This window comes from Tropicimonas marinistellae, from assembly GCF_001509585.1.
In the GTDB taxonomy this organism is placed as follows: domain Bacteria; phylum Pseudomonadota; class Alphaproteobacteria; order Rhodobacterales; family Rhodobacteraceae; genus Tropicimonas; species Tropicimonas marinistellae.
The window spans coordinates 116,947-141,274 of sequence record NZ_LNCI01000009.1; the positions used below are offsets into that span (position 1 = coordinate 116,947).

Below are 24,328 nucleotides of genomic sequence, written 5' to 3' on the forward strand. Positions count from 1 at the left end.
AACGCAATCCCCCAAGTCATTGATATTGACTGAAATACGCGACGCGCCTAGGCTTCGCTGCAAACAATCCCGGGGGGGACAATGAGCGACAAGACACTGACGCGTATGGATTTGAGCGAAGCCGTGTTTCGCGAGGTCGGTCTGTCCCGCAACGAATCCGCCCAACTCGTCGAAAGCGTTCTTCAGCACATGTCCGATGCGCTGGTGCGCGGCGAGCAGGTGAAAGTCTCGTCTTTCGGCACGTTTTCGGTTCGCGACAAGGCTGCCAGAATCGGCCGCAATCCCAAGACCGGTGAGGAAGTGCCTATCCATCCTCGCCGTGTTCTGACCTTCCGACCGTCCCACCTGATGAAAGAACGGGTGGCGGCCGGAAACCGCAAGTAAGGCACCAGAGACATGAGTGGCAAATCCCCCGACGCATTCCGCACCATTAGCGAGGTTGCGGAGTGGCTTGGTGTGAACGCACATGTCCTGCGGTTCTGGGAAAGCAAGTTTTCGCAGGTCAAACCCGTGAAGCGCGCGGGAGGCAGGCGGTACTATCGCCCATCGGATATGGAGCTTCTTGGCGGCATTCAAAAACTGCTGCACGAAGACGGCATGACCATCAAGGGCGTCCAGAAGGTGCTGCGCGAAAGGGGCGTGAAGGCGGTCTGCGCAATGTCCAAGCCGGTTGATGGCGGCGAGGTGGCCGAGCCGGAACCGCCAGTATCGACCGAGAAACCTGCATTCAGCGATAGCGCCACTCCCAGTTCGCGGACAGAAGGCGCCAAACCGGAGCCGGGACTGGACCGCGAAACGGAGGTCGGCACCGAACCCGCTCCGGACGTGCGCGCAGACACAGGCCCAGCACGTGACGTCACCATGCCGCTCTTCAACCGCGGTGTCGAAACACCGCCGGCCCCCGTCGCCGTAGAAACGAATGACGATGGCGCGGACAGTGCAGAGACCGAAACCGTTGCCGAGGACACACCGGTCGCCGCGGAACCTGCCACGGGGCCGGCGACCGGCCCCGTCATTGCCCCCCTGCCCGGCGAGGCGCTGTCTATCGCCGAAAGGCTCGCGCGCGTCCCGCCGGGGCGTATCGACCCTGCCGCCCTGCGCCCGATACACGCCCGGCTGGTTGCATTGCGGGCGCGGATGGACACCGCCGGGTGACCCGCGCATACCGCGCTGTTTGCCGCTTGCCCTTGCCGCAGAATTCGCTAAAAAGCCCGAACGTCGGGCTATGGCGCAGCCTGGTAGCGCGTCCGTCTGGGGGACGGAAGGTCGCAGGTTCAAGTCCTGCTAGCCCGACCATTCGAAAAACCGCCCGCGCCCCTTGGGGTGCGGGCGTTTTGCTATCCGGCGCCCGCAGCGCCCCGCCGCAACGGAGGCCCGCATGACCGGCGTACTGCCCAGTCAGTCCATCATCCGGATGATCGCCGCCGGCCAAATCGCCGCCGACCAGCCATTTGCCGACGGTCAGGTTCAACCCGCGAGCCTCGACCTGCGCCTCGGGAACACTGCGTATCGCGTGCGCGCCTCGTTTCTTGCCGGAGACGGAAACCGCGTGGCCGACAGACTCGCGCAATTCGAGATGCATGCCATCGAACTGGCGGACGGAGCGGTGCTCGAGAAGAACTGCGTCTATCTCGTGCCATTGCAGGAACGACTCGACCTGCCGGACGGAATCAACGCGGTGGCCAATGCCAAATCCTCTACCGGTCGCCTGGATCTGCTCACCCGCGTTATAACAGACGGCGGTGTCGAGTTTGATCGAATCGGAGCAGGGTATTCCGGCCCGCTCTACGCCGAGATCTGCCCACGCTCCTTTTCCGTGCTCGTGCGTCCCGGCATGCGCCTCAACCAGATCCGTTTTCGTGACGGCAAGGCCGAGTTGGGCGATGATGCACTGCGCGCGCTGCATTCGGAATTCGGCCTTGTTTCAGGCGACGCCGTGATCTCCGAAGGTCTGGGATTTTCGGTTGATCTCCGTCCTCGGGAGGGCCGACTAGCCGGTTGGCGCGCGAAGCCCCATGCAGGCGTCATCGACCTCGGGCGGATCGGTCACTACCGACCGTCGGATTTCTGGGAACCGGTCGAGTCGGACGACGGCCGGATCATTCTCGACCCCGGTGCGTTTTACATCCTCGTCAGTCGCGAGGCTGTACATATTCCACCTGACTACGCTGCTGAGATGGCGCCCTACCTCGCCATGGTCGGAGAGTTTCGTGTCCATTACGCGGGTTTCTTCGACCCCGGTTTCGGCCACGCGCCGGCAGGTGGCTCCGGCGCACGGGGCGTATTGGAAGTGCGGTGCCACGAAGCCCCCTTCGCATTGGAGCACGGCCAGATTGTAGGCCGGCTCGTCTACGAACGAATGGCCGCTCGCCCGGACGCGCTCTATGGCGAGGGGATCGCGTCGAACTACCAAGGACAGGGACTAAAGCTGTCGAAGCATTTCAGGGCACCCTGACGCAATCACCACGGCGATCCTTGCTGCGGCAGCACATGGCCGTTAGCGGAAACTGCCAACTAGCGGAACCGACCGTGCCGCTTGAGAAATTCGATCTGGTACCCGTCCGGATCGCTGAGGAAGAAGAATTGGGCCATGACGTCGCCGTCGCGTTCAAACGTCACTATCTCTCGTGGCGCGAGCCCCGCGGTCTCCATCCGCGCGTGTTCCGCCTCCAGGTCGTCGACACAGACGGCAATATGCCCATAGCCATCGCCGAGTTCGTAAGGCTCTGTGCGCCCCTTGTTCACGGTCAACTCGATCTCGAAATCGCTCTCTGCGTTGCGCAGATAGATCAAGGTGAAGTTCTCGAAGTCGAACCGGTCGGCGATTTCGAACCCCAAGGCCTCCCGGTAAAACGCGACGGAGCGGGCCTCGTCGAGAACGCGGATCATGCTGTGAATCGCTTTGGCCATACCTGTCGCCTCGATGAATGGGTGATGTCGAGCGAAGCGTAGCCGATGCGGTTTCCGAGTACGAGGCGGTTTGCCGCGAGGACCGGCCAGGCATCGCCCGACCGGTCCGTGATGCCTTAGGCGAAGAGGAAATCGCCAGCGTCGAGTTTGTCTTCGGTCGTACCGAGAAGTGTAAGCCGGTCGCCGTCTCCGAGGTCGATCACCGTTCCAAAGCCTTTGGAATCAAATCCATCCTTCAGCTCGCGGAACGACGCGATTTCGGTACCGGTCAGATCGATCGTGTCGTGGCCATTGCGGAAGTCCACGATGGTGTCCCGCCCGTCGCCGGTAGCAAACACAAACGTGTCCTCGCCGCGCCCTCCGGTCAGGGTATCCTTGCCGGCACCGCCCTCCACGCGGTCGTCGCCGCGACCACCATACAGCCGGTCGCCGCCGTTGCCGCCCAGCAGCGTATCTGTGCCGCCGCCGCCGAACGCGATGTCTTTGCCGTTGCCCGCGACAACCACGTCCGAACCGCGCCCGGCGCGCACCAGGTCGCCGCCACCGCCCGCATCGACGAAATCTGCTCCGCCCTTGGTTTCGTAAATCACCGCGTCATTGCCGCCGATGATGAAGTCAGTCTTGTCCTGAGACAGGATCCCCGTGACCGAGAGTGGCAGCAGAACACCGTTCAGCCCGTGAATCACACCGTTTGAAGCGTCGATGTCGGTCGCGATGATCCCGGGATTGGCAATCCCGGGATCGGCATCGATCAGGGACGGAGGGGTCGTGGACGCATCGGGCTTGATCTTCCCACCCTGCAGGGTGGTGATCCTGCCGCCGCCAAGAACGTCAGCCGCCAAGAGTTCCCCGGCCGCAACGTGATACGTCAACACCTGCGTCAATGGGGGAATTGGATCGCCTTCGCCGAGCAGGGTGAGGGCGCGCACGATATGGTTGAACGCGCCCTTTTCGCTCGTTCCCTCAAAGCCGAGCGCACCAGCGAGATCGATAAAGGCGTCGTCGACAGGTGCGAACACGGTCAGGCTCGCGGACGGGTCGTTCAAAGCGTCAGCGAGGTCCGCCGCTACGACAGCGTCCCGCAGGATATCGAAATCTTCGCCGTTGCGATCGTAGCTGCCCGGTGCACCGCTTTCGAGTACGATTTCGGTGATAGTCTTCTTCATGGTCAGTCTCCCTTGCACCTCCGAGCACCGGCATTTGGACCGCCCCGGAAGCCTTCCTCAATCGACGCCCCATCACGGGGTCGCTGAATGCCTTACGCAGCAAGGGCGGAAAGTGGATGACTGACCATTGGAGGCCGCACCTCGTAAGGAACGGGACTACGACCCAAGAAAACGCCTAACGCACGGGCATTTAAGGAACAAATTCTCTGACGAGCTTGTGAACGGGACTGCGATTGCCGACGCGGTGAAATGTGTACGACCGGCTGCTCCGCTCCGGCTGCTACCACCAGTTCTCGTATTGGATACCGAACGTCATCCCGTCGGTCGCGCTCCCGAAAGCCGCCTGTTCGGTAATCGCACCGGCATCACTCCAGTGCGCCCAGGTTCCGAACACACGCAATTGCGGGCGCGCAAAGTAGCCCCGTTTGCCGAAGCTGTAGAAAGGAGCAAGCGTAATCTTCGTAAGCGAGGCATCCTCGACTGTATCGCCATCGACCCAATCATACCCTAGTTCGACCGCGACGCCCCAATCGTCGGTGAAGTTGTATTGCGGACGAACGCCGGCGGAAATCCACGTATCCGTGTTTCCGGCAATATCGGTCCGCTGCCAGACTGCAGTGGCCTGTGTCTGAAAGCTCTCGCTCGTCTCGATGAGCGCCTGGGTCACGAAACGCCAGCGATCGTCGTCTTCCGACACGGCCGCATTGCCTGAGGAGTCGAAATTGATACCGGAGCCGCTCCCGTACATCAGGGCATTGCGCCACTCCCCCCACGGCAGATCGGCATTCTCCGCATGGAGGCGGATCGCGTACCCATCGTTGTCGGACGGAGCGTCATCGCCCTGCGTTCCGGTATAGGACAGGCCGATCTCGCCCTTCCAGTCGCCTCCGAGAGCGATGTCATGGAAGCGCACGTCGATCGTACCGGCTTGGTAGTCCACATCATCATCGTCATAGTAAAAGATAGCGGTGGAGAGGCGGAAACTACCGTAGTCGAGGTTTTCAAGACCGATCCCGTCATTCGAGTAGTTCTCGTAGTAGAAATCGGTCATATGCACATCGCGCCGTCGGTAGTAGCGACGGCCTGCCCAAAGGAAAGACTCCGCTGCCGCACCGTCGCCCAGACGTTCGATCCCGATATATGCCTGTGCAAACCCGCCGCCGTCCGCAGGGTCATTGCCGTAGGTGAGCAGGTTGGAATCGGCCCAGCCATTCAGCATAACCTCCGCGACAACGTCCGATCCGTTGCCGACACCCGCGCGATACCCAAAAGAGAGTTCGCCGTAGAGGTCGCTTTCATTTCCGAGCCGATACTTGGTTTCCGCTCCATTCAGCTTGAACGCAGCCATCGGGTCACCGTCGGTCGAACCGACACCGAAACGCACGTATCCGTGCGAAAAGAAGCCCGCCGCGGCGGCTTGGGCAAAGGGGCTATCGGGGCCTGCGGTATCTCCCGCCATCGGATCGAAATCCTGCCCGGTGGCCGGTAGGGCTGCCATTGCAGCAAGAAGAACGACGACGCCTGAGCTGGTTTCGCGGTGCAGCATGGCATTCTCCCATAACGCCCGGACGCGCTGTCGGTCCCCCGGCAGGGCGCCGCAATCACGAGGATGAGAATACAGCGCATCGCGCGCTCCCCCAACGGGGAACCAGATTGCATGTGCTGTTTTGCGAGCATTGCCGCTGTATTGCCGCAAACGGGCGACCAAACCCGCTGTCAGACCGCACCGTCCTTGTCATCACGGGCAGTGTCGGCTTCGTTCTCGTCACCCTCGGTGACGGTATCATCGGGATCGAACATGTCGCCTTGATCGGCGTCGCCGACCTCTCCCTCTTCGGGTTCCGTTCCGGGTGGGGGGCGGTTGTCGAGCAGACCGGCCGCGCGCAGTTCGCGCAGGCCCGGCAGATCGCGCGCGCTTTCCAGTCCGAAATGGTCGAGAAACTCCGGCGTCACCACGAAAGTCACGGGCCGACCGGGAGTCATCCGCCGGCGCCCGAAGCGGATCCACTCCATTTCCAGCAAGAGGTCGATGGTCCCGCGACTGACGGAGACGCCACGGATTTCCTCTATCTCCGCCCGCGTGACCGGCTGGTGATAGGCGATGATTGCGAGGGTTTCGATTGCTGCGCGCGAAAGCTTGCGCGTCTCCACCGTCTCCTTCTGCATCAGGAACCCGAGGTCGGGCGCGGTGCGGATCGCCCATCGCTCGCCGACGCGCACCACCTGCACTCCCCTTCCCTCGTAACGCTTGTGCAGTCGTTCAAGAGCCCGCGCAGCATCGGCTCCATGGGGCATTCGTGCGTTCAATTCCCCCACGGTGATCGGCTCGGCGACGGCGAACAGGATCGCCTCGACCATCCGGTCCTGCTCGCCCTCGGGCGGTGCCTCGAAGAGGCTTTCCTCCTCTTCCGGGAAGTCCTCGTTCTCAGCCATCGATCGACCCGGCGGCGCGTATCTGGATCGGCGCGAATGTCTCGGGCTGGCGGATGGAGATCTTGCCCGCTTTCACCAGCTCCAGCGACGCCGCGAATGTGGCCGCCGTCGCCGTGCGGCGCCGTACAGGGTCCAGCTCCCAACCATCCGGCAGGTAGGACATCAGGTCTGTCCATTCACCGGCATAGCCGACCAGGGGCTTCAGCCGCTCAAGCGCCTCCTCCATCGTAAACACGTCCTTGCGGTCCATCACGAAAGGTCGGAACTCGTCCTTGGTGCGGATCCGCGCATAGGCCTGCATCAGGTCCATGATCGTCGCGGAATAGACCACCTTGCGGGTGCGCTCTACTTGCTGGATCTCGCCGCGCACGAAAAAGTCACGGCCCTTCTGATCCCGCGCCATCAGCTTGGCGGCCGCTTCCCGCATCGCCTGCAAACGTTCGAGCTGATACGCCAGATGTGCGGCCAACTCGTCGCCCGTCGGCCCTTCGTCGGCCGGATCGGGCGGCAGCAGCAGGCGCGACTTCAGGAAGGCCAGCCAGGCAGCCATCACGAGGTAATCGGCGGCCAGCTCGATACGGAGTTTCTTGGCCCGGTCAATAAAGGCCAGATACTGCTCGGCCAGTTGAAGCACGGAGATTTTGCGCAGATCGACCTTCTGAGTGCGCGAGAGCGTCAGCAGCAGGTCGAGCGGCCCCTCGAAACCGTCAACGTCAACGAGAAAAGCCTCGGCGGCCAGCCTCTCGGCCACCGCTTCCTGCACCGCCTCGTTCGCAAGGCCCGGCGCAAAATCCTGCGCCATGTCCTGTGCTGCCAGGTCTTCAGCCATAAACTCTGCCCTCCAGAAGTCGCTCAAGCTCCGCTTCCGCGGCGGGAATGTCAACAGGATCAGACGCTCGGCGCAGTTCTACCCAGGCGTCCGCGCGGTCCTTCGCCTGCGCGGCCAGCCCGCCGGCTGCCGACACAGCCTGTTCCATCTCGGCCAATACTCCGTTGCAATGCAAAACCACGTCGCAACCTGCAGAAATGGACGCCGCCGCGCGCATGGCAATGTCGCCGCTCAATGCCTCCATCGACAAATCGTCTGTCATCAGCAGCCCGCCGAATCCGATGTCCTCTCGTATCAGTCGGATCACGTCGGGCGATTGGGTGGCAGGGCGGTCAGGGTCGATTGCATTGTATTTCAGATGCGCCGTCATGGCCGCGGGAAGGTCGGCAAGGGCCACGAACGGCGCGAAATCCGTTTCGCGCAGCATATTTGCCGACGCCTCGACCACAGGAAGCTCAAGATGGCTGTCAATCTGTGCCCGACCATGGCCCGGGATATGCTTGAGTACCGGCAGTACACCACCCGCAAGGAGCCCCTCTGCGGCCGCCCGTGCGCCCGTGACGACACTTGCGGCATCTTCACCCATGCATCGGTTGCGCAGAAACGGATGGGTATCTGGCCGCGCCAAATCCGCCGATGGCGCGCAATTGACATCGATCCCCACTGCGCGCAATTCGTCGGCAATTAGCCGGTAGCGCAGGAACATCGCCCGCGCCGCGGCCTCCAGATCGGTCGCCGCCTGCATCTGATCAAGTGACGGATGCCAGAGCCTCCAGTATGGCGGCCGCATCCGCTGAACCCGGCCGCCTTCCTGATCGATTAACACCGGCGCGTTGCGGCCGACGGCGGTGCGCAATTCGGCAGTCAGTCGCCGCACCTGCTCTGGCGTTTCGATATTTCGGGCAAAGAGGATGAAGCCCAGCGGCTGCGCTTCGGCGAAGAAGGATCGCTCGGCGCTGCTCAGCGCCAGCCCCTCGACCCCGAGGATGGCAGCCGCGCCCGCCGTCACCGGGCCACCACCGGGATACACTCGGCATGTTCGGCGATCAGGGCCGCGCAGAAACGGCGTGCCTCGTCGAGATCGGCAAACCCCATCGCGCGCAGACGCCAGAATTCACGCCCGCCCGATTGCGCCTCGACGATCACCCGGGTCTTGTCGGCCATCAACCCCCTGAACTGTACGGAAATACTCCCCCAGGCCGCCTCGGCCTCCTCGGCGGTGTCGAATGCGCCAAGCTGAACCAGCCTCGTACCCGCGGAAATCACCTCCGGGGCGGTCACTTTCGGTGGTGCCGGCGCGGTTGCGTCCGCCGATGCCAGCGTTGCGCCTGCCCGCCGGCCCGGTCGCGGTGCCGGGCGCGGCGATGCGACAACGCTGCCATCGTCGCCCAGCACGCCAGGCGGAACCGTGACCGCGGCAGTGCGTACCGCCGCTTCGATGGCGCTTTCCTGCGCAGACGCCGACGGCGTTTCCGGCGCGGGCATCAAGGGATCCGCTCCCCGTGCCGCAACATCGGCCAATGCCAGCGCTCGGGTCATTGGATCGTCCTCCGGCACGTCCTGGCTCAGGCTTGCCGGGGTTGGCGCCTGTGGGGTCGGATCGACCAAATCCGCATCATCGGCCTCGGCACGGCCCGCAATTTCCAGCACGTCGGCGTCTGCCCCGGCAGCCGCCTCGTTTCCGCTTTCCGCCACGGCCGGCGTCAGTTCGGACGTCGGCAGATCCTCCTCGGCAAGGGCAACCGGATCGGGAGCCAGGATAAGTTCGGATTCCGGCGTCGCCGCCGTACCGACCGCCTGCACCGCGTTTACGGCAAATCCGGCATGGCTTGCGACCATCCCACCCGGGTTGTCCGGCGCGACCCGCATCGGCCCTTCGAGTGCCTTGATGACCGGGACACCGTGCACATCACGCATGATCTGCTTGTATCCCCACCAGCCGCCAGCACAGAGCACCGCAACGGATAGCACTGCGCCGGTCGCCTGCACGGCCAGTCTCAACTTGCCGCCGACCGACACGCCATAGGCGCCGGCCTCGTTCCCGGATTGAATATATGCCTGTACGTACGGCGCTTGCAGCGCCTCGCTTCCCTGACCAATGCCTGGGTTTACCATGCTCCGCCTCATTGCTCTTACCCGCACGAGGCACAGCCAAAGAGGAGCGCGCGCCGCGGGGTCTTGCCTGCCTGTGCCCCGCGTGCGCCGTTTTTCAGCGCATTTCTTCGACCGGGGTCACACCAAGGATACCAAGACCGGTGGAAATCACAACGGAGACGGCGCGTGCCAGTGCAATTTTCCCCTGGCTCGTCGCCGGATCGTCCTCCTGGAGGAACCGCAGCAAGGGTTCGTCGTTCCCGCGATTCCACAAACTGTGCAGATCCCCCGCGAGTTCATAGAGGTAGAATGCGACCCGATGCGGCTCGTGGGTGCGCGCAGCGATCTCCAGCAAACGCGGCCATTCGGCCAACTTGGCGGCCAATGCGACCTCCGATGGATGGGTCATTCCGGACAGATCCGCCGCCGCGAGCGTAGCATCGTCCACGGCAATCCCCGCCTCTGTCGCCTTGCGCAGCACGGATTTCACACGCGCATGGGCGTATTGCACATAGAAGACCGGGTTATCCTTGCTCTGCTCCAGCACCTTATCGAAATCGAAGTCGAGCGGCGCGTCGTTCTTGCGGGTAAGCATGACGAAGCGTGTGACGTCCGGTCCGACTTGATCCACGACATCACGAAGCGTCACGAAGGTGCCGGCCCGCTTGGACATTTTAAACGGCTCCCCGTTCTTGAAGAGCTTCACAAGTTGCGTGAGTTTTATGTCGAGCGGCACGTTGCCATCGCTGAGAGCCGAGACCGCCGCCTTCATCCGCTTCACATAGCCACCGTGATCGGCGCCGAAGACATCGATCAGGGCGTCATAGCCGCGCTCCACCTTGTCGAAATGATAGGCGATGTCGGGGGCGAAGTAGGTCCAGGCCCCGTCGGACTTCTTCACCGGTCGGTCCACATCGTCACCGTGTTCGGTAGATCTGAAAAGCGTCTGCTCTCGCGGCTCCCAATCCTCCGGTTTCTTGCCCTTGGGTGGCTCCAACACGCCCTCGTAGATCAGCCCCTTCTGCTCCAGCGCGGTCAGTGCCGCCTCGATCCGCCCGGTCCCGTAGAGGGACTTTTCGGAGAAGAAGCGATCCATCTCGACCCCAAGTGCCGCCAGATCCTCGCGGATAAGCGCCATCATCGCATCGGTGGCGAACGCTCTGACCTTGGCAAGCCAGACCTGCTCTTCCTGACCGACGAAGGCGTCTCCAACCTCTTCCTTCAATGCCTGTCCCACGGCGATCAGGTAGTCGCCTGGGTAGGTGCCGTCGGCAAAGGCCACCTCTTGCCCATGCGCCTCCAGGTACCGGAGGTAGACGGACCGAGCGAGCGTATCGACCTGCGCGCCGCCGTCGTTGATGTAGTATTCGCGCGTAACGTCATACCCCGCGAACGCCAGCAGCGACGCCAGCGCATCACCAAACACGGCGCCGCGTGTGTGACCCACATGCAGCGGTCCGGTGGGGTTCGCTGAAACAAACTCCACGTTGACCGACTTCTCGGCGCCCATTGCAGAGCGTCCGAACTCGGCGCCCTGGTCCAGCACCTCCCGCACAACATCGGTCCAGACCGAGGGCGTCAACCGCAGGTTCAAGAAGCCGGGTCCAGCCACGTCTGCTGTCTCCAGGCGCGGGTCCGACCGCAATTTGGCCGCCAGCGCTTCTGCGATATCGCGCGGCTTCATCCTTGCCGATTTTGCCAGCACCATCGCGGCGTTCGTCGCCATATCCCCGTGGGAGGGATCACGTGGCGGCTCCACCGCAACGTTCGACAGATCGAGCCCCTTGGGCAATGCACCCTCATCTGCCAGCGCGGATAGGGCGTCTGTCACGAGTGTCCGGATATCGGCGTATATGTTCATGGTCCTGGCTCCGCTGGCGTCGGCCCGGGGGGTGTATCACGGGCGCAAGTGGCGTCAATGGGCGCTCACCTGGCCTCCGGAGGCACCATCGCCAGAAGGTGTACCCCCGGCGCGCCCCGAAACTCTGCGTTGTCCCTCATGAACTTCAGCCCCGAGGCATCGACCGTACCCAAAAGAAAGCCGCCGGCGTTGACGCCACGCCAGTCCTCCAACCCGAACTCTTCCGTCAGGCGCGTCGTTTTCACGTCCCATCCTTCGCTCAACAATCGGTTCATTTCCCGATAGTCCGCCCCGCGGCCAATGGTCTGCGCCCCGAGGGTCCTGGGCAGGGCATGGCGGGGAGACTCCTCCTTGTCCCGACTGAGCTGGTAGACGTTGTCGCGCCCGAATTCCGGCGCCAGATCGGTCGCGACGAGCGTGTTGTAGGCGTCGTTGTCGGTCGCGGCCAACACCACTCCGAAGCGCGCCAGTTCCACCCCATGTTCGGCGGCCTCCGCAAGGATGTCGCCGTAATAGGTGGCCAGCCCCGCCTCCCGCGCGCCCCGCAGCCGGGAGTAGTTGCGGTCGGTTATCATGACCGAAAGGTCCAGCTTCTTGCACGCCAACCCGATGGCGGTGGCGAAACGGGAGCCACCAACGATGACGAGGCCCGGAACGTCGGTGCCTGCAAGACCCAGCCATCGCGCCAGAGGCGCCAGCGTGAACCCGTGCAGGATCACAGTCGCGGCGACGAGAGCGAAAGCGAGCGGCACCAAGCGCGCTCCGTCCTGCGTTCCATCCGCGACAAGCCGCGCGGCGAAAAGCCCGGCGACCGCAACCAGAACCACACCCCGCGGCCCTGTCAGCGCCACCAGCAGCCGTTCGTTCAAAGGCACGTCCGAGCCCGCCAAAGACGCCAGTACCGTGGCCGGCCGCACAACCAAGATCACCGTGATGAGAAAGGCCACCGCGCGCCAGTCCAGTTGCGCCAGCACTGCCAGATCCATGTCTGCGGCAAGCAGGATGAAAACACCCGAAACCAACAGGATCGTTGCGTGTTCCTTGAACCTCCGCAGTTCGGTGAAGGAGGGAAGGTCGGAATTTGCGATCACCAGCCCCATCACCGTCACTGCCAGCAGCCCGCTTTCGTGCGCGATCAGGTCCGTGCCCACGTAGGTGCCCAGCACCAGAACGAAGAGCACCGGCACCTTCATGTATTCCGGCACCAACGCCCGACGGAAGGCGCGTACAAGGAGCCAGCCGGCCAAACCGCCGAGCACGCCCGAAAGCACGAAGCGCAACAACAACGGCACGAGAGATTGCCCGTCGAAGCCACCGGTCACGACGATCTGGAAGGCCAGAACAGCTGCCAGCGCGCCGATCGGATCGTTGACGATCGCCTCCCATTGCAACAGCATTGCAGGGCGTCGGGCAAGCCGCGCCTGCCGCAGCAGCGGCGCGATGACGGTCGGCCCGGTGACGATCATGATGCCACCGAAAACACTTGCCGCCGCCCAGCCAAGCCCGGCCACGAAGTGCAGCGATAGCGCCGACAAAAACCAGCCCAGCGGCGCGCCCACCACCACCAACCGCCGCACACCGGTGGCCGCATCGCGCAATGCATGCAGGTTCAGCGTCAAGCCGCCTTCGAACAGGATGATTGCAACCGCAATTCCGATCAGCGGTTCCACCAAGGGCCCGATGTCCCGTGCCGGCACCATGAGCCCCAGCCCCGGTCCGACGGCGAGCCCCGCAGCCAGCATCAGTACGATCGCGGGCATCCTGAGGCGCCACGCCAACCATTGTGCGCCCACGCCCAGCACACCGATTACCGCAAACGCCACTTGTGGCGCCATCGCGCCATCCGCCACTGTCATCGCCACTCCCACGATCCGCTTCGGAGCTGTCCTCGCCGACCCAGACCGACAGGGATCTGGCTGACGGTCAAGGACATTTGCCATGGCTCCACGCCCAGCACGGTTGCGTCCCGTTTAACTGCGCGGCCCACCGTCCGCCGTCTGGGCCGGCATGGCAGGGACGGATGCAACGCGGATCGAGGGCGTATCCGTCTGGGTGGGTTATTGCACCGCCCGGCCACCGCCCGCACCAGCAACCAGCATGGGCGTCACGGCGCCGAATGCTTGCCCGAAGGGCTCATGAGGCGTGCGCCGCAGGCGCGCATTCAGGTAACCTGCCCTAACCGAACAATCGTGTGTGCTGCTGGAGCGCATATCGGTCGGTCATCCCGGCAATGTAATCCGCCACGATCCGCGCAAGCGAAGTCGCTCCGCGCGCCTCGGCGACATCGGCCTGCCAATCGTCCGGCAACAGTTCCGGGCGCCGCATGTAATGCGGAAACAGATCCTCGATCACGCAGGTCACCCGCGCACGTTCATCCATCACCGAGGGCGCTCTGTACATCCGGGTAAATAGAAACGACCTGATCTCGCCGATTTCCGCCCAAACCGGTGCGGAAAACCGGATCACGGGGCGGCCCAGATCACGAACGTCCTGTGCGGTCTCCGGCCTGGCTTCTTCCAACGCCCTCTGCGCCGTTTCGATCACATCGGCGACCATGGCCCCGAACACGCGCCGTAGCGCCTCGTGACGCCGGCGTTTTCCATCGAGATCCGGCCAGGTCCGGTCGACCTCGGCGTAGGCTGGCCCGACGATTGGCAAGTCTGCTATTTCCCGGTCGGTAAACAGACCCGCCCTCAACCCGTCCATCAGGTCGTGGTTGTTGTAAGCGATATCATCGGCCAGGGCGGCCACCTGAGCCTCGGCGCTGGCGTGTGTGTGCAACTCCAGGTCGTGCCGTGCGTTGTATTCAGCCAGCCTGTAGGGCAAGGAGTCGGTCACCGGTCCGTTGTGTTTGGCAATGCCTTCCAGGGTTTCCCACGTCAGGTTCAGCCCGTCGAATCCCGCGTAGTGGCGCTCCAGCGAGGTAACGATACGGATCGCCTGCGCGTTGTGATCGAAGCCGCCGTGAGGCGCCATCAGAGCATGAAGCGCGTCTTCGCCGGTATGTCCGAAGGGCGTGTGGCCCAAATCGTGGGCCAGCGCCACGGCCTCGGTCAGTTCCTGGTTGAGCCCCAGCGTGCCGGCAATCGTCCGCGCCACCTGCGCCACTTCGATGGAATGCGTCAGCCGGGTGCGGAAATAATCGCCTTCGTGTTCCACGAAGACCTGGGTCTTGTGCTTGAGGCGACGGAAGGCCGAGGAGTGAATGATACGGTCCCGGTCGCGCTGGAAAGGCGAGCGGAACGTACTGATCGCCTCGGGGTAGAGCCGCCCGCGGCTCAAGGCGGGATCGCAGGCATAGGGGGCGAGTTCCATGTGGCTCCTTGTGCAGCGTTCGGATCCGCATATATCCTCGTTGTGACCGGAATACGACGCGGCAATCGAGGCACATGATGGATTTGACCCTGCCCCCCAAGGTGACCGACCGGGCGTTCGCGCGGCTGGCCGAGATCGAAGCCGCCCCGAAGGCGCTGCGCGTTGCTGTCGAGGGCGGCGGCTGCTCGGGGTTCCAGTACGATATCTCCCTCGATGAACCCGCCGAAGGCGATCTGGTGCTCGAGGGCCAGGGCCAGAGAGTGGTGGTCGACGAGGTCTCTCTGCCGTTTCTGGAAAACGCCACGATCGACTTTACCGAGGAGCTCATCGGCGCCCGTTTCGTCGTGGAGAATCCCAACGCCAGTTCGTCCTGCGGGTGTGGCGTCAGCTTCTCGATGTAGTGTTTCTGGAGCCGTGTTGGTCGACGGTCTCGCACATTGGCCGTGTACAGCCTCCGGCAAGGCTCGGCGCAATGTATACGGCTCACGTTTCGGCGCCGACCGCAAACACGACGAGTTCAGGCAATTCGGTGAGCGGTGCTTCCAACACACGCATCGCCGGCAGGCTGACCCGCGTGCCGGCGCCTGGCGCTGCCCCCGACGGGCGCAGTTCCACTTTCACCGACTTTCCGGTCGCCGGGTATTCCAAGCGCCCCTCGGTGGTTGTCTCGACAAGCCCCGTCTCGGCCCAGAAGCCCGGGTCGGCCGGATCCCCCAGCGACGCAATGGTACGTCCCAAACGCCGGTCGGCCGGCGCGGCGGTCACCGAGGCTGCGGCAGCACGCTCCGCATTTGTGGTCGTGTCGAACTGCTCGACCGTCACGGCGGTTGGCGGCGGGGCGGCGGCCTGCGTGCCCGGCCCGGTCGTTGCCACACCGACGGCTGGCGATGGAGCCGCAGCGTCGGGGCGGAAAGGCATCTTCAGTTGACCGCAGCCCGCAACCACCAGCATCGTCGCCAAAATCAAGCCATGTCTACGCATCCACTTTCCTCCCGCCTCGGGATGTCACGCCCAGCCTGCATCGGCATCACAAAACGGGCAACAGCCCGCGGTGGGGCTTGCCTCATTTCGCGCCGATGCGTAGCGTCTTCGTCATGTCTGCGCCCCTGATTGACCCATTCCAACGCGCGGTGACCTATCTGAGGGTTTCCGTGACTGACCGTTGCGACTTCCGCTGCACCTATTGCATGTCGGAAAACATGACCTTTTTGCCGAAGCGTGACCTGCTGACGCTGGAGGAACTGGACAGTGTTTCCAGCGCATTCATTTCGCTCGGGGTGCGAAAGTTGCGGATCACCGGCGGCGAACCGCTGGTGCGCCGGAATATCATGTCCTATTTCCGCGCCATGTCGCGCCATCTGGAGAGCGGTGAGCTCGACGAGTTGACGCTCACCACCAACGGCAGCCAGTTGCATCGTTTCGCCGACGATCTTGCTGCCCTTGGCGTGCGGCGCGTGAACATTTCTCTCGATACGCTGGACGACGAGAAATTCAATCGAATCACCCGATGGGGACGGCTTGCAAACGTCCTGCGCGGTATCGACGCCGCTCAAAGCGCCGGGCTGCGCGTCAAGATCAACACGGTCGCGCTGCGCAGTTTCAACGAGGATGAACTGTTTGCCCTCGTTGAGTGGTGCGCAGATCGGGATATGGACCTCACGTTGATCGAGGTCATGCCCATGGGCGATCTCGGCGCGGAGGACCGTCTCGACCAGTACTGGCCCCTCAGCGACCTACGTGGCAGGTTGCAGGAATTCTACACCTTAACGGACCTCGACGAACGCACTGGCGGCCCGGCCCGGTACGTGCGGCTGGAAGAGACGGGTCAGAAAATCGGCTTTATCACGCCACTGACCCACAACTTCTGCGAAAGCTGCAACCGTGTTCGCCTGACCTGTACCGGAGAGCTTTATACCTGTCTGGGTCAGGAAGGATGCTCCGACCTTCGGCCCTCCCTGCGTGAACCAATGGCGCCTTCACTCGAAGAGGCAATCCGTGCCGCTATCGGGTTAAAGCCAAAGGGCCATGACTTCGACTATTCTCGGCAATCGGTCGCGGGCCAGGTGTCCCGTCACATGAGCCACACCGGCGGCTAGGCACCCTGTTCGCGCACCTTCGCCGAACACACCTTGCCAACGCCGCGATCTTGCGAAATTGGTGCGTGTGCCCCTTGGCTTTCGATGCCGCCCTCCAGAAATCAGGAGCCCCCCATGCCCGTGCGGAACAGACTTGGCGAGTTGCACGACGAGATTACCGCCTGGCGCCAGGATATTCATCGTCACCCGGAACTGATGTTCGACACCCATCGGACCAGCGCATTCGTCGCCGCAAAGCTCAAGGGCTTCGGTTGCGACGAGGTGGCCACCGGAATAGGGCGCACCGGTGTGGTCGGCGTGATCCGCGGCAGGCAGACTGGATCGGGAAAGGTGATCGGATTGCGTGCAGACATGGATGCGCTGCCAATCCAGGAATCGACCGGTGCCGTGCATGCCTCCCAGGTGCCCGGCGCGATGCATGCCTGCGGCCACGATGGTCACACGGCGATGCTTCTGGGCGCCGCGAAATACCTCGCCGAAACGCGCAACTTCGATGGCACGGCGGTGGTTATCTTCCAACCCGCCGAGGAGGGCGGTGGCGGCGGCAACGAGATGTGCCAGGACGGAATGATGGAGCGTTTCGGTATCCAGGAAATCTACGGCATGCACAACTGGCCCGGTCTTCCGGTGGGCAGTTTTGCCATTCGGCCGGGGCCGTTCTTTGCCTCAGCAGACCAGTTCTACATTACCTTTCGAGGACGTGGCGGCCACGCAGCCAAGCCGCATGAGACGATCGACCCGGTGATCATTGCCAGTCATGCGATCGTTGCGATGCAGAGTATCGTCTCCCGAAATGCCGACCCGGTGGACCAACTCGTTGTTTCGGTCACCTCCATCGAGACATCGAGCAACGCTGATAACGTGATCCCGCAGGAGGTACGCCTGAAAGGCACTGCTCGCGCGCTGAGGCCGGAAGTGAGAGATCTCGCAGAACGCCGCGTGGTGGAAATCTCCGAGGCGACGGCCGCCGTTTTCGGTGGAACGGCAGAGGCCCGATACAATCGCGGCTATCCCGTGATGGTCAATTCCGAGGCACAGACCGCCTTTGCAGCGGAGGTCGCACGGGGCATCTCTGGCGACTGCGCCGAAGCGCCCCTCGTCATGGGGGGCGAGGATTTCGCATACATGCTGCAGGAACGTCCGGGGGCCTACATCCTCGTGGGCAACGGCGAGACCGCGCCGGTCCACAATCCGGAGTATGATTTCAACGATGAGGCCATCCCGGCAGGCTGTTCGTGGTGGGTCGAGATTGCCGAAGCCCGTATGCCGTTGGCCTGACCTTTCGACCTTCACGGGTCGCCGCCGGCAACCACGGTGCGCACCGCGCGCGGCACGCGCGCGGCCCGGCCCAACGGGAGGAGTGTATCTGTGATACACCGACGACCGGCGGGAGCCCTACGCACCGGGCCGCCACCGCGCGTCGCTTCCATGCGCATTGCTCACGTGTTGGCGTCGCCGAACCAATCGGGCGGTTGGCAAAGGCGGGTCGGCGACGCCCACAAGGTCACCTCAGCCAAGTGTCGTAGTCGCTCACCAGCAAGTGTGTTGGCGCGACGTCCTCTTCGATTTCTGAAAACCGCCCGATGGGTTCACGGTACACATTGTCCGTCAAATCGTCATTGACGGTGGAGACTTCGCCGATCAGCACGTCTCCCCCCTCGCCCCAGAAGGCGTGCCAGTCGCCAGGCATTAGCGTCACGCTCTCACCGGGCGCGAAACGCAGCACTTCGCCGGGCGCGAACTCACGCCGTATTCCGTCGCACCAAACCGCTCCGCCGGCGGTCTCGTCGAAGTTCCCCTCTTTGTCTGAGCCAAACAGCTCAATTGCCATCGTCGCCCCGCCGCGGTTGATGATGTCCTCGGCCTTCACGATGTGGCGGTGCATGGGGGAAATCTGATCCTGCCGTGAAATCAGCAGCTTTTCGGCGTAGCACATCCCTCCCCCGCGCCGAAGGTCCGCCGGATCGCCGTTTCGCAAGGTGAAGAGAAACAGCCCAAGGTTGTCGAAATCGCCCTGTCCGAAATCGGTGATGTCCCAACCCATCCGCGCCTCGATCACACGCGCTGCGCCGGTCTTGTTCGCCTTGAATTGGTCCGGTGTCCAATATGCAAACGGCGGCAGCACGAAACCGTGGCTGCGGATCATGTCGTCGGCGGCGGCCATGATCTCGTTGATGCGGGAACGCTTCATGGGAATATCCTTCCATCGTGACTTAGGACCGCCGACAAACCGGCGCGCAAGCCCGTCGCCGGCGCATCGCGCGCCTGCTGATCGATGTATTCCCTCCGGTCGCAGCGGTCTAGAGCCAACGCGAACCGGCGGACGGAACCGACCGCCCGCGGATCCTACGCGGTTCGCAAGACCTCCGGTCGACCGCTGGCGGCCCAGTCGGCCACTGCGCGTCCAAATGCCTCAAAGAGCGGCCGCGACACCGGGTCTCGGGCCGCACGGTACTCCGGATGCCATTGAACGGAGAGCGTGAATCCCGGCGCACCGTCGACGTAGAGCGCCTCGGGCGTGCCATCCGGGGCCACGCCGTCGATCACGACCCGCTTGCCCGGGTCTTTTATACCCTGCCCGTGCAGCGTATTGGTCATCACCTCCCGCGCCCCGAAAAGCCGGTGAAACGGCCCGCCCTCGGTGAAGCTCACCTTGTGACGCAAGGCAAATTTCTCCTCCAGCGTGCCATCGGGAGGCATGCGATGGTTCATCCGACCCGGCAGGTCCCGAATCTCCGGGTAGAGCGACCCGCCCATCGCCACATTCACTTCCTGGAATCCCCGACAGACGCCCAGGAAAGGCTGGCCGCGTTCGACCAGTGCCCTGATCAGTGGGAGGACCACCGAATCCCGTGCCCGGTCGAAGGCTCCGTGCGCCTCGGTCGCCGCCTCGCCGTATTCCTCCGGGTGCACGTTCGGGCGGCCACCCGTGAACAGGAAACCGTCGCAGACCTCCATCAGATCGGCCACAGAAACGTAACGTGGATCTGCCGGGACAACCATTGGCAGCGCATGTGCCACCTCCGCCACGGCTTCGGAGTTCATCGTTCCGCCGGCGTGGGTGGGGTACTCATCGTTGATGAGGTGGTGGTTACCTATGATACCGACGACGGGCCGCGCCATGATGCCTCGCTAGTTTGTGATACAGCCCGAACATAGCCGCACCTTGTCGCCAATCAAAGCGCATCGGCGCACAGCAAGCGTGCCCGCCGCAGCCAGCGCGCCCTGCCCAAGGCGCGCGCGACCGCTTCAGGCTTCGGCCAGAACACCGCCGGCCTCGGCCCCCGCAACGGCACATTGAGCATCGTTGTCGGGCGTATCGCCAGTCACACCGACTGCGCCAAGTACATTGCCGTCAGCGTCGCGCAACAACACCCCGCCCGGCACCGGGAAGAACTGTCCACCGTATACCTTGGTGAGAGCTGCGGCCACCTGGGGCTTTGCCTCGGCCAGTGCGGCTTGTGCAACGCCCCCCATGTGCAGCATGGCGGCCCCATGCGCCTTTGCCCGCGCGATCTCGAACCGTCCGGGGCTGGCTCCATCGGCCCTCTCGAATGCAAGCATGTGCCCGCCTCCGTCCACAACGGCCGCCGACATCGGTTTCCATCCCATCTCGGCACCCTTGGCCAGCGCTGCCCGCAGTATCGTGCGGCAGGTTTCCAGCGTCAGTTCCGCCATGCTCCTTTTGCTCCCATCGTATCGCGCCGAAACGTCACAACGCGGTTAGTCGCGCATTTCCGCTTGCCGTTGCACCGAAGTTCAACGCCTAGCCCAAATTCTCGCATGACCGATCCTGACCGCGCGTTACCCTGCCGGCCAGCGGGTTGATTGCCGCGGGATCCCTTGTTTCGCCTCGGAACTACCTTGCGGCGCCAACGGCTTCTGCCGAATTCCTGGCCTCTTTCGCTTTCACCTGACGACGCCTGTAGTGCAATGTTGGCTCGGTATAACCCGACGGCCAGTTACCGTCGTTGAACACCAGATCGCAGGCCGCCTGGAACGCATGGCCGCCGAATTTCGGCGCCATCGGTCGGTACGCGGGATCGCCAGAATTCTGCGCATCCACTTTCTCGGCCATCTGTCGCATCGCGTTCATCACCCGCGTTTCGTCGACGATGCCGTGATGGATCCAGTTCACCAGCGCCTGGCTGGAGATCCGGCAGGTTGCGCGGTCCTCCATAAGCCCCACGTCGTTGATATCCGGCACCTTGGAGCACCCTACCCCGTGGTTCACCCAACGGACCACGTAGCCCAGAATGCCCTGACAGCAGTTGCGAATCTCGTCCTCGATTTCCTGGTCGCTCAGCGACCGCTCCAGCACAGGCACCGTCAATAGATCTTCGAGTGAGGCGCGAGGTCCGTTCGCCAAGATCTCGGCCTCGATCTCGTCCAGACGGCGGAAGACATCCACGACATGATAGTGGGTGGCATGCAGCGTCGCCGCGGTGGGGCTCGGAACCCAGGCACAGGTCGCTCCTGCCATCGGATGCGCGATCTTCTGCGCCAGCATATCCGCCATCCGGTCGGGAGCGGCCCACATCCCCTTGCCGATCTGCGCCCGTCCCTTCAGCCCGCAGGCGAGCCCGATATCGACATTTCGCGTTTCGTAGGATGCAAGCCAGGCGGCATTCTTCATCTCGTCCTTCGGGACCATCGGCCCGGCTTCCATCGACGTCGATGTCTCGTCGCCCGTCCGGTCAAGGAAGCCGGTATTGATGAAGCAGACACGATGTTTGGCCGCGGCGATACAGGCCGCAAGATTTGCCGAGGTGCGCCGCTCCTCGTCCATGATGCCGACTTTGACCGTGTAGCGTTCCAAGCCGAGGATCTCTTCCACCTTCGTGAAGATGTCGTCGGTCAACGCAACCTCGCTCGGTCCGTGGAGCTTCGGTTTCACTACGTAGACGGAACCGGCGGGCGAATTCGCAGGCCCTCCGGGGCGCTTCAGGTCATGGATCGCGATCAACACTGAAATCAGCGCATCCAGCAGGCCCTCGCCGATTTCGTTTCCTTCGGCATCGAGTGCAGCAGGGGTCGTCATCAGGTGCCCTACGTTGCGCACCAGCATCAGCGCACGTCCGGGCAAAACGGCCGGCGTACCATCAGGTGCGGTGTAGGCAATGTCTGGCGCGAGTGCGCGGGTGAAACTCCTTCCACCCTTGCTGACCTCCTCTGTCAAGTCGCCCTTCATCAAGCCCAGCCAGTTGCGGTAGGCCAGTGCCTTGTCGGGACCGTCGACACATGCGACGCTATCCTCCATATCCATGATCGTGGAGATTGCAGCCTCCAGTATCACGTCGGACATGCCGGCAGGATCATCCGCTCCGACCTCCGTCGTCGGGTCGACGATGAGGCGGATGTGCAACCCGTGCACCTTGAGAACAACTTCGCGCAAGTCTCCGTTTTCACTGCGCACGGTTCCCGCGAAGGCGGATGGATCGGCAAGCGCCGTCAGTCCCGCCGCGTGCTGAAGCCCGAGGATCGGACCGTCGAACGCGAAGCCGACCACTTCCTTCCAGCGTCCGGCCACAAGCGGAACGACACGGTCGAGGTGTTTCTTCGCCTGCCGGACCACCTCCTTGCCCCGCACGGGATCGTAGCCGCCTGACGGCGGCAGGCTACCAAGCGCATCCGTGCCGTAAAAGGCATCGTAAAGACTGCCCCACCGCGCATTAGCTGCATTCAATGCGTAGCGCGCATTTGTGATCGGCACCACGAGTTGCGGTCCGGCGATCTCGCTGAATTCCGGGTCGATTTTCGTCGTTTCAACCGAGAATGCGGCCGGTTCAGGTACGAGGTAGCCAATCTCGCGCAGGAATTCCTGATAGGTCGCCTGGTCTATTCCCGCGTCGCGATTGGCAATGTGCCAGGCGTCGATCTTCTGATGGATCTTCGCCCGTTCTTCGAGCAGTGCCCGGTTTTGCCCACCGAAGGCATCTACCATTTCGGCCAGCCCAGCCCAGACCTCCGCGGCTTCCACGCCGGTTCCGGCCACCGCCTCCTGCTCTACGAAACTGGCAAGCGTCTGTTCGATCTTGAGGCCATTGCGCTCGGTATAGATATCCACGATTCCTCCCAGGATTCTTCCGGCGATCCAACGTCGCGCCGCGACCCTACCAGAATTGCCGGTCGCTTCAATCGGCGCGGCGCGCTGTTCTGAAGACAGCCCTGCCTGGAAGCATCCAAAAAGTTTCTCAAACAGAAATATCGCCGAGGGCCCGGAAGCCCTCGGCGTGACACCGGCCGAAGCCGCGTCAGATGTTCGCGAGCAGGTCGTTGACGCGTTTTTCTGCCGTTGCCAGCGCATCCTCGACAGACTTGTCGCCATGTACAGCCGCCGCAATCTCCTCGCCCAGGATGTCCTGGATTGCGAACTGCCGCAGCACTTCCGGCGGCAGCGACTGACCTGTCTGGGCGATCTCCGCAATATTGTCGCGATGCGGCAGCGACTGGAACTCTTCCATCTCGAACACCGCCTTGACCGCCGGAAGGTGGCCGGTCCGTGCCCAGTGGAAATCGTTCTCGGCGAGGAACTTGAAGAGCTTTCCAATCGCCTCGAGCTGCTCCTCCGAGCGGTCCTTTTTCGGCAGGACCCAGCCGTGGCCGTCGGCGTATGTGCTATCGCGGCCTTCGAACAGTTGCGGCAGCGGGTAGACCGTGTAGCCGCCCGAGAGCGCGTTGCCTTCGGCCTCGGATTGCGCGGTGTAATCGCCGATCAGCCAGGTGCCGTTGACGGCGATGCCGCCGGCGCCGTTGGAGAAGCCCGACACGGCCGCCGGATAATCCATGTCGGTCGTGGTCAGCCCCTCATCGTATATCTTCTTGAGCATTTCAACGACGTTGGTCGCCTCGGGCGTGGTCAACTTGATCGCCGTCGGATCGGCGAAGAAATCGGCGTTCTGCTGCTGCAGGAATGTGTAGAGGATGCGCGTATAGGCCGCTGTTTCGTTCGCCAGAATCTGTACGAGATAGGGCTTGCCGGTGGCTTCCTTGAACTGCATACCCTGCTCGTAAAGCTCTTCCACCGAAGCCGGCAGGATCGGCGCGCCATCGTCGCCTACGAGCCCTGCTTCCTGCATCATGTTCATGTTGACATGGAAGAGCATGGTCCAGTTATCGAAGGGCAGACCGTAGGTCGCGCCTTCCTTGGTCACGCCGGCAAGCGAGGCATCGGTGAAGACGTCCGCCGACATCCCTTGAGCCGCGAGGACATCGTCGATCGGGTCGAGCAATCCGCGGGTCTGGTAGTCGGAGATTACCGAGTAGTGCATCGAGACCACATCGGGTGCGGCACGCGAAGCAAGCTGGGCGTTGAGTTGGTCGTAGCCGGGCCATTCCACCGTGGTGACGTTGACGTCGATATCGGGGTTGTCGGCCTCAAACTTGTTCACGAGCGCCGTAATGATCCCGCATTCGCCCACTGCCTGAGAGACATCCGTTACATTTCCGAAATCGGCGTCGCAGGCACCGAAGAAACGCTGCAATTCGATCGTTGTCTCGGCACCAGCCATTCCGGCGCAAGCGATACTTGCAAGGGCCGTTCCGATAAGAAGTCGTTTCATTTCCGTCTCTCTCCCTGAATGCGGGGGCCTCCCCCCTTGAACAATTTCAACCCTGCCCGCGC

At 63.1% G+C, this 24,328-nt stretch carries 22 protein-coding genes and 1 tRNA gene; 7 read left to right on the forward strand and 16 right to left on the reverse strand.

The features are described from left to right. Positions 1-81: 81 nt before the first annotated feature. The 4 genes from ihfA (at position 82) to ARC39_RS18910 (ending at position 2,455) form a co-directional block, all read left to right on the forward strand. Positions 82-384, forward strand: a complete 303-nt coding sequence (gene ihfA, locus ARC39_RS18895; RefSeq protein WP_068116500.1) for an integration host factor subunit alpha — start codon at positions 82-84, stop codon at positions 382-384. A gap of 12 nt (positions 385-396) precedes the next feature. Further along, positions 397-1,155: a MerR family transcriptional regulator gene (locus ARC39_RS26295; RefSeq protein ID WP_236545313.1), complete on the forward strand. Its 759-nt coding sequence runs from the start codon at positions 397-399 to the stop codon at positions 1,153-1,155. A gap of 64 nt (positions 1,156-1,219) precedes the next feature. Further along, positions 1,220-1,296: transfer RNA gene (locus tag ARC39_RS18905), tRNA-Pro, on the forward strand. An 82-nt stretch (positions 1,297-1,378) separates the two neighbouring features. Continuing rightward, complete coding sequence (locus ARC39_RS18910) at positions 1,379-2,455, forward strand: 2'-deoxycytidine 5'-triphosphate deaminase (protein WP_068116502.1); 1,077 nt, start codon at positions 1,379-1,381, stop codon at positions 2,453-2,455. A 59-nt stretch (positions 2,456-2,514) separates the two neighbouring features. Here ARC39_RS18910 and ARC39_RS18915 read toward each other — a convergent pair whose 3' ends face one another. The 10 genes from ARC39_RS18915 to ARC39_RS18960 all read right to left on the reverse strand — a co-directional run bounded on the left by ARC39_RS18915 (position 2,515) and on the right by ARC39_RS18960 (position 14,608). Next, entirely contained in the window at positions 2,515-2,910 is a 396-nt protein-coding gene (locus tag ARC39_RS18915; protein WP_068116504.1) for a VOC family protein, read from the reverse strand. 116 nt (positions 2,911-3,026) lie between these two features. Then, positions 3,027-4,076: a fasciclin domain-containing protein gene (locus tag ARC39_RS18920; RefSeq protein ID WP_068116505.1), complete on the reverse strand. Its 1,050-nt coding sequence runs from the start codon at positions 4,074-4,076 to the stop codon at positions 3,027-3,029. A gap of 280 nt (positions 4,077-4,356) precedes the next feature. Beyond that, positions 4,357-5,622, reverse strand: a complete 1,266-nt coding sequence (locus tag ARC39_RS18925; RefSeq protein WP_068116507.1) for a carbohydrate porin — start codon at positions 5,620-5,622, stop codon at positions 4,357-4,359. 170 nt (positions 5,623-5,792) lie between these two features. Further along, a complete protein-coding gene (gene scpB / locus ARC39_RS18930; RefSeq protein WP_078059359.1) occupies positions 5,793-6,509 on the reverse strand; it encodes an SMC-Scp complex subunit ScpB in 717 nt (238 codons plus the stop codon). After that, positions 6,502-7,311, reverse strand: a complete 810-nt coding sequence (locus ARC39_RS18935) for a segregation and condensation protein A (protein WP_068116728.1) — start codon at positions 7,309-7,311, stop codon at positions 6,502-6,504. The genes scpB and ARC39_RS18935 overlap by 8 nt, the downstream gene beginning before the upstream one ends. Before the next feature lie 19 nt (positions 7,312-7,330). Then, a complete protein-coding gene (nagZ, locus tag ARC39_RS18940; protein ID WP_068116732.1) occupies positions 7,331-8,347 on the reverse strand; it encodes a beta-N-acetylhexosaminidase in 1,017 nt (338 codons plus the stop codon). Then, positions 8,344-9,453, reverse strand: coding sequence for an SPOR domain-containing protein (locus tag ARC39_RS18945; protein ID WP_068116509.1), 1,110 nt, complete (start codon positions 9,451-9,453; stop codon positions 8,344-8,346). Before ARC39_RS18945 ends, nagZ begins: the two co-directional genes overlap by 4 nt. Before the next feature lie 94 nt (positions 9,454-9,547). Beyond that, complete coding sequence (argS, locus tag ARC39_RS18950; protein WP_068116511.1) at positions 9,548-11,293, reverse strand: arginine--tRNA ligase; 1,746 nt, start codon at positions 11,291-11,293, stop codon at positions 9,548-9,550. 65 nt (positions 11,294-11,358) lie between these two features. After that, the gene (locus ARC39_RS18955) at positions 11,359-13,149 is read right to left on the reverse strand and encodes a cation:proton antiporter (protein ID WP_068116513.1); all 1,791 of its coding nucleotides are present in this window, start codon (positions 13,147-13,149) and stop codon (positions 11,359-11,361) included. A 319-nt stretch (positions 13,150-13,468) separates the two neighbouring features. Beyond that, positions 13,469-14,608 carry a deoxyguanosinetriphosphate triphosphohydrolase gene (locus ARC39_RS18960; RefSeq protein ID WP_068116515.1) on the reverse strand — a complete coding sequence of 380 codons (1,140 nt, stop codon included), beginning with the start codon at positions 14,606-14,608 and terminating at the stop codon, positions 13,469-13,471. A gap of 83 nt (positions 14,609-14,691) precedes the next feature. Between ARC39_RS18960 and ARC39_RS18965 the strand changes: the two genes are divergently transcribed. Next, positions 14,692-15,009 (forward strand): HesB/IscA family protein, encoded by a 318-nt coding sequence (locus ARC39_RS18965; RefSeq protein WP_068116734.1) that lies wholly within the window; start codon positions 14,692-14,694, stop codon positions 15,007-15,009. Positions 15,010-15,091: 82 nt separating this feature from the next. Here the strand turns inward: ARC39_RS18965 and ARC39_RS18970 are convergent, their stop codons facing one another. Beyond that, positions 15,092-15,589, reverse strand: a complete 498-nt coding sequence (locus ARC39_RS18970; RefSeq protein WP_236545314.1) for a D-galactarate dehydratase — start codon at positions 15,587-15,589, stop codon at positions 15,092-15,094. A 113-nt stretch (positions 15,590-15,702) separates the two neighbouring features. Here ARC39_RS18970 and moaA point away from each other — a divergent pair, with 113 nt between their 5' ends. Together moaA and ARC39_RS18980 are read left to right on the forward strand one after the other, a co-directional pair. Continuing rightward, positions 15,703-16,704 (forward strand): GTP 3',8-cyclase MoaA, encoded by a 1,002-nt coding sequence (gene moaA, locus ARC39_RS18975; RefSeq protein ID WP_068116738.1) that lies wholly within the window; start codon positions 15,703-15,705, stop codon positions 16,702-16,704. 114 nt (positions 16,705-16,818) lie between these two features. Continuing rightward, positions 16,819-17,982, forward strand: a complete 1,164-nt coding sequence (locus ARC39_RS18980) for a M20 aminoacylase family protein (RefSeq protein ID WP_068116517.1) — start codon at positions 16,819-16,821, stop codon at positions 17,980-17,982. A 226-nt stretch (positions 17,983-18,208) separates the two neighbouring features. Here the strand turns inward: ARC39_RS18980 and ARC39_RS18985 are convergent, their stop codons facing one another. The 5 genes from ARC39_RS18985 to ARC39_RS19005 form a co-directional block, all read right to left on the reverse strand. Beyond that, on the reverse strand, positions 18,209-18,895 hold the full coding sequence (locus ARC39_RS18985) for a D-lyxose/D-mannose family sugar isomerase (protein ID WP_068116520.1): 687 nt from the start codon (positions 18,893-18,895) through the stop codon (positions 18,209-18,211). A gap of 155 nt (positions 18,896-19,050) precedes the next feature. Further along, positions 19,051-19,827 carry a gamma-glutamyl-gamma-aminobutyrate hydrolase family protein gene (locus ARC39_RS18990; protein WP_068116522.1) on the reverse strand — a complete coding sequence of 259 codons (777 nt, stop codon included), beginning with the start codon at positions 19,825-19,827 and terminating at the stop codon, positions 19,051-19,053. 126 nt (positions 19,828-19,953) lie between these two features. Continuing rightward, positions 19,954-20,382, reverse strand: coding sequence for a GlcG/HbpS family heme-binding protein (locus ARC39_RS18995; RefSeq protein ID WP_068116524.1), 429 nt, complete (start codon positions 20,380-20,382; stop codon positions 19,954-19,956). Between the two features lie 181 nt (positions 20,383-20,563). After that, entirely contained in the window at positions 20,564-22,771 is a 2,208-nt protein-coding gene (locus ARC39_RS19000) for a malate synthase G (protein ID WP_068116525.1), read from the reverse strand. Between the two features lie 187 nt (positions 22,772-22,958). Beyond that, the gene (locus ARC39_RS19005; RefSeq protein ID WP_068116527.1) at positions 22,959-24,266 is read right to left on the reverse strand and encodes an extracellular solute-binding protein; all 1,308 of its coding nucleotides are present in this window, start codon (positions 24,264-24,266) and stop codon (positions 22,959-22,961) included. Between the last annotated feature and the right edge of the window lie 62 nt (positions 24,267-24,328).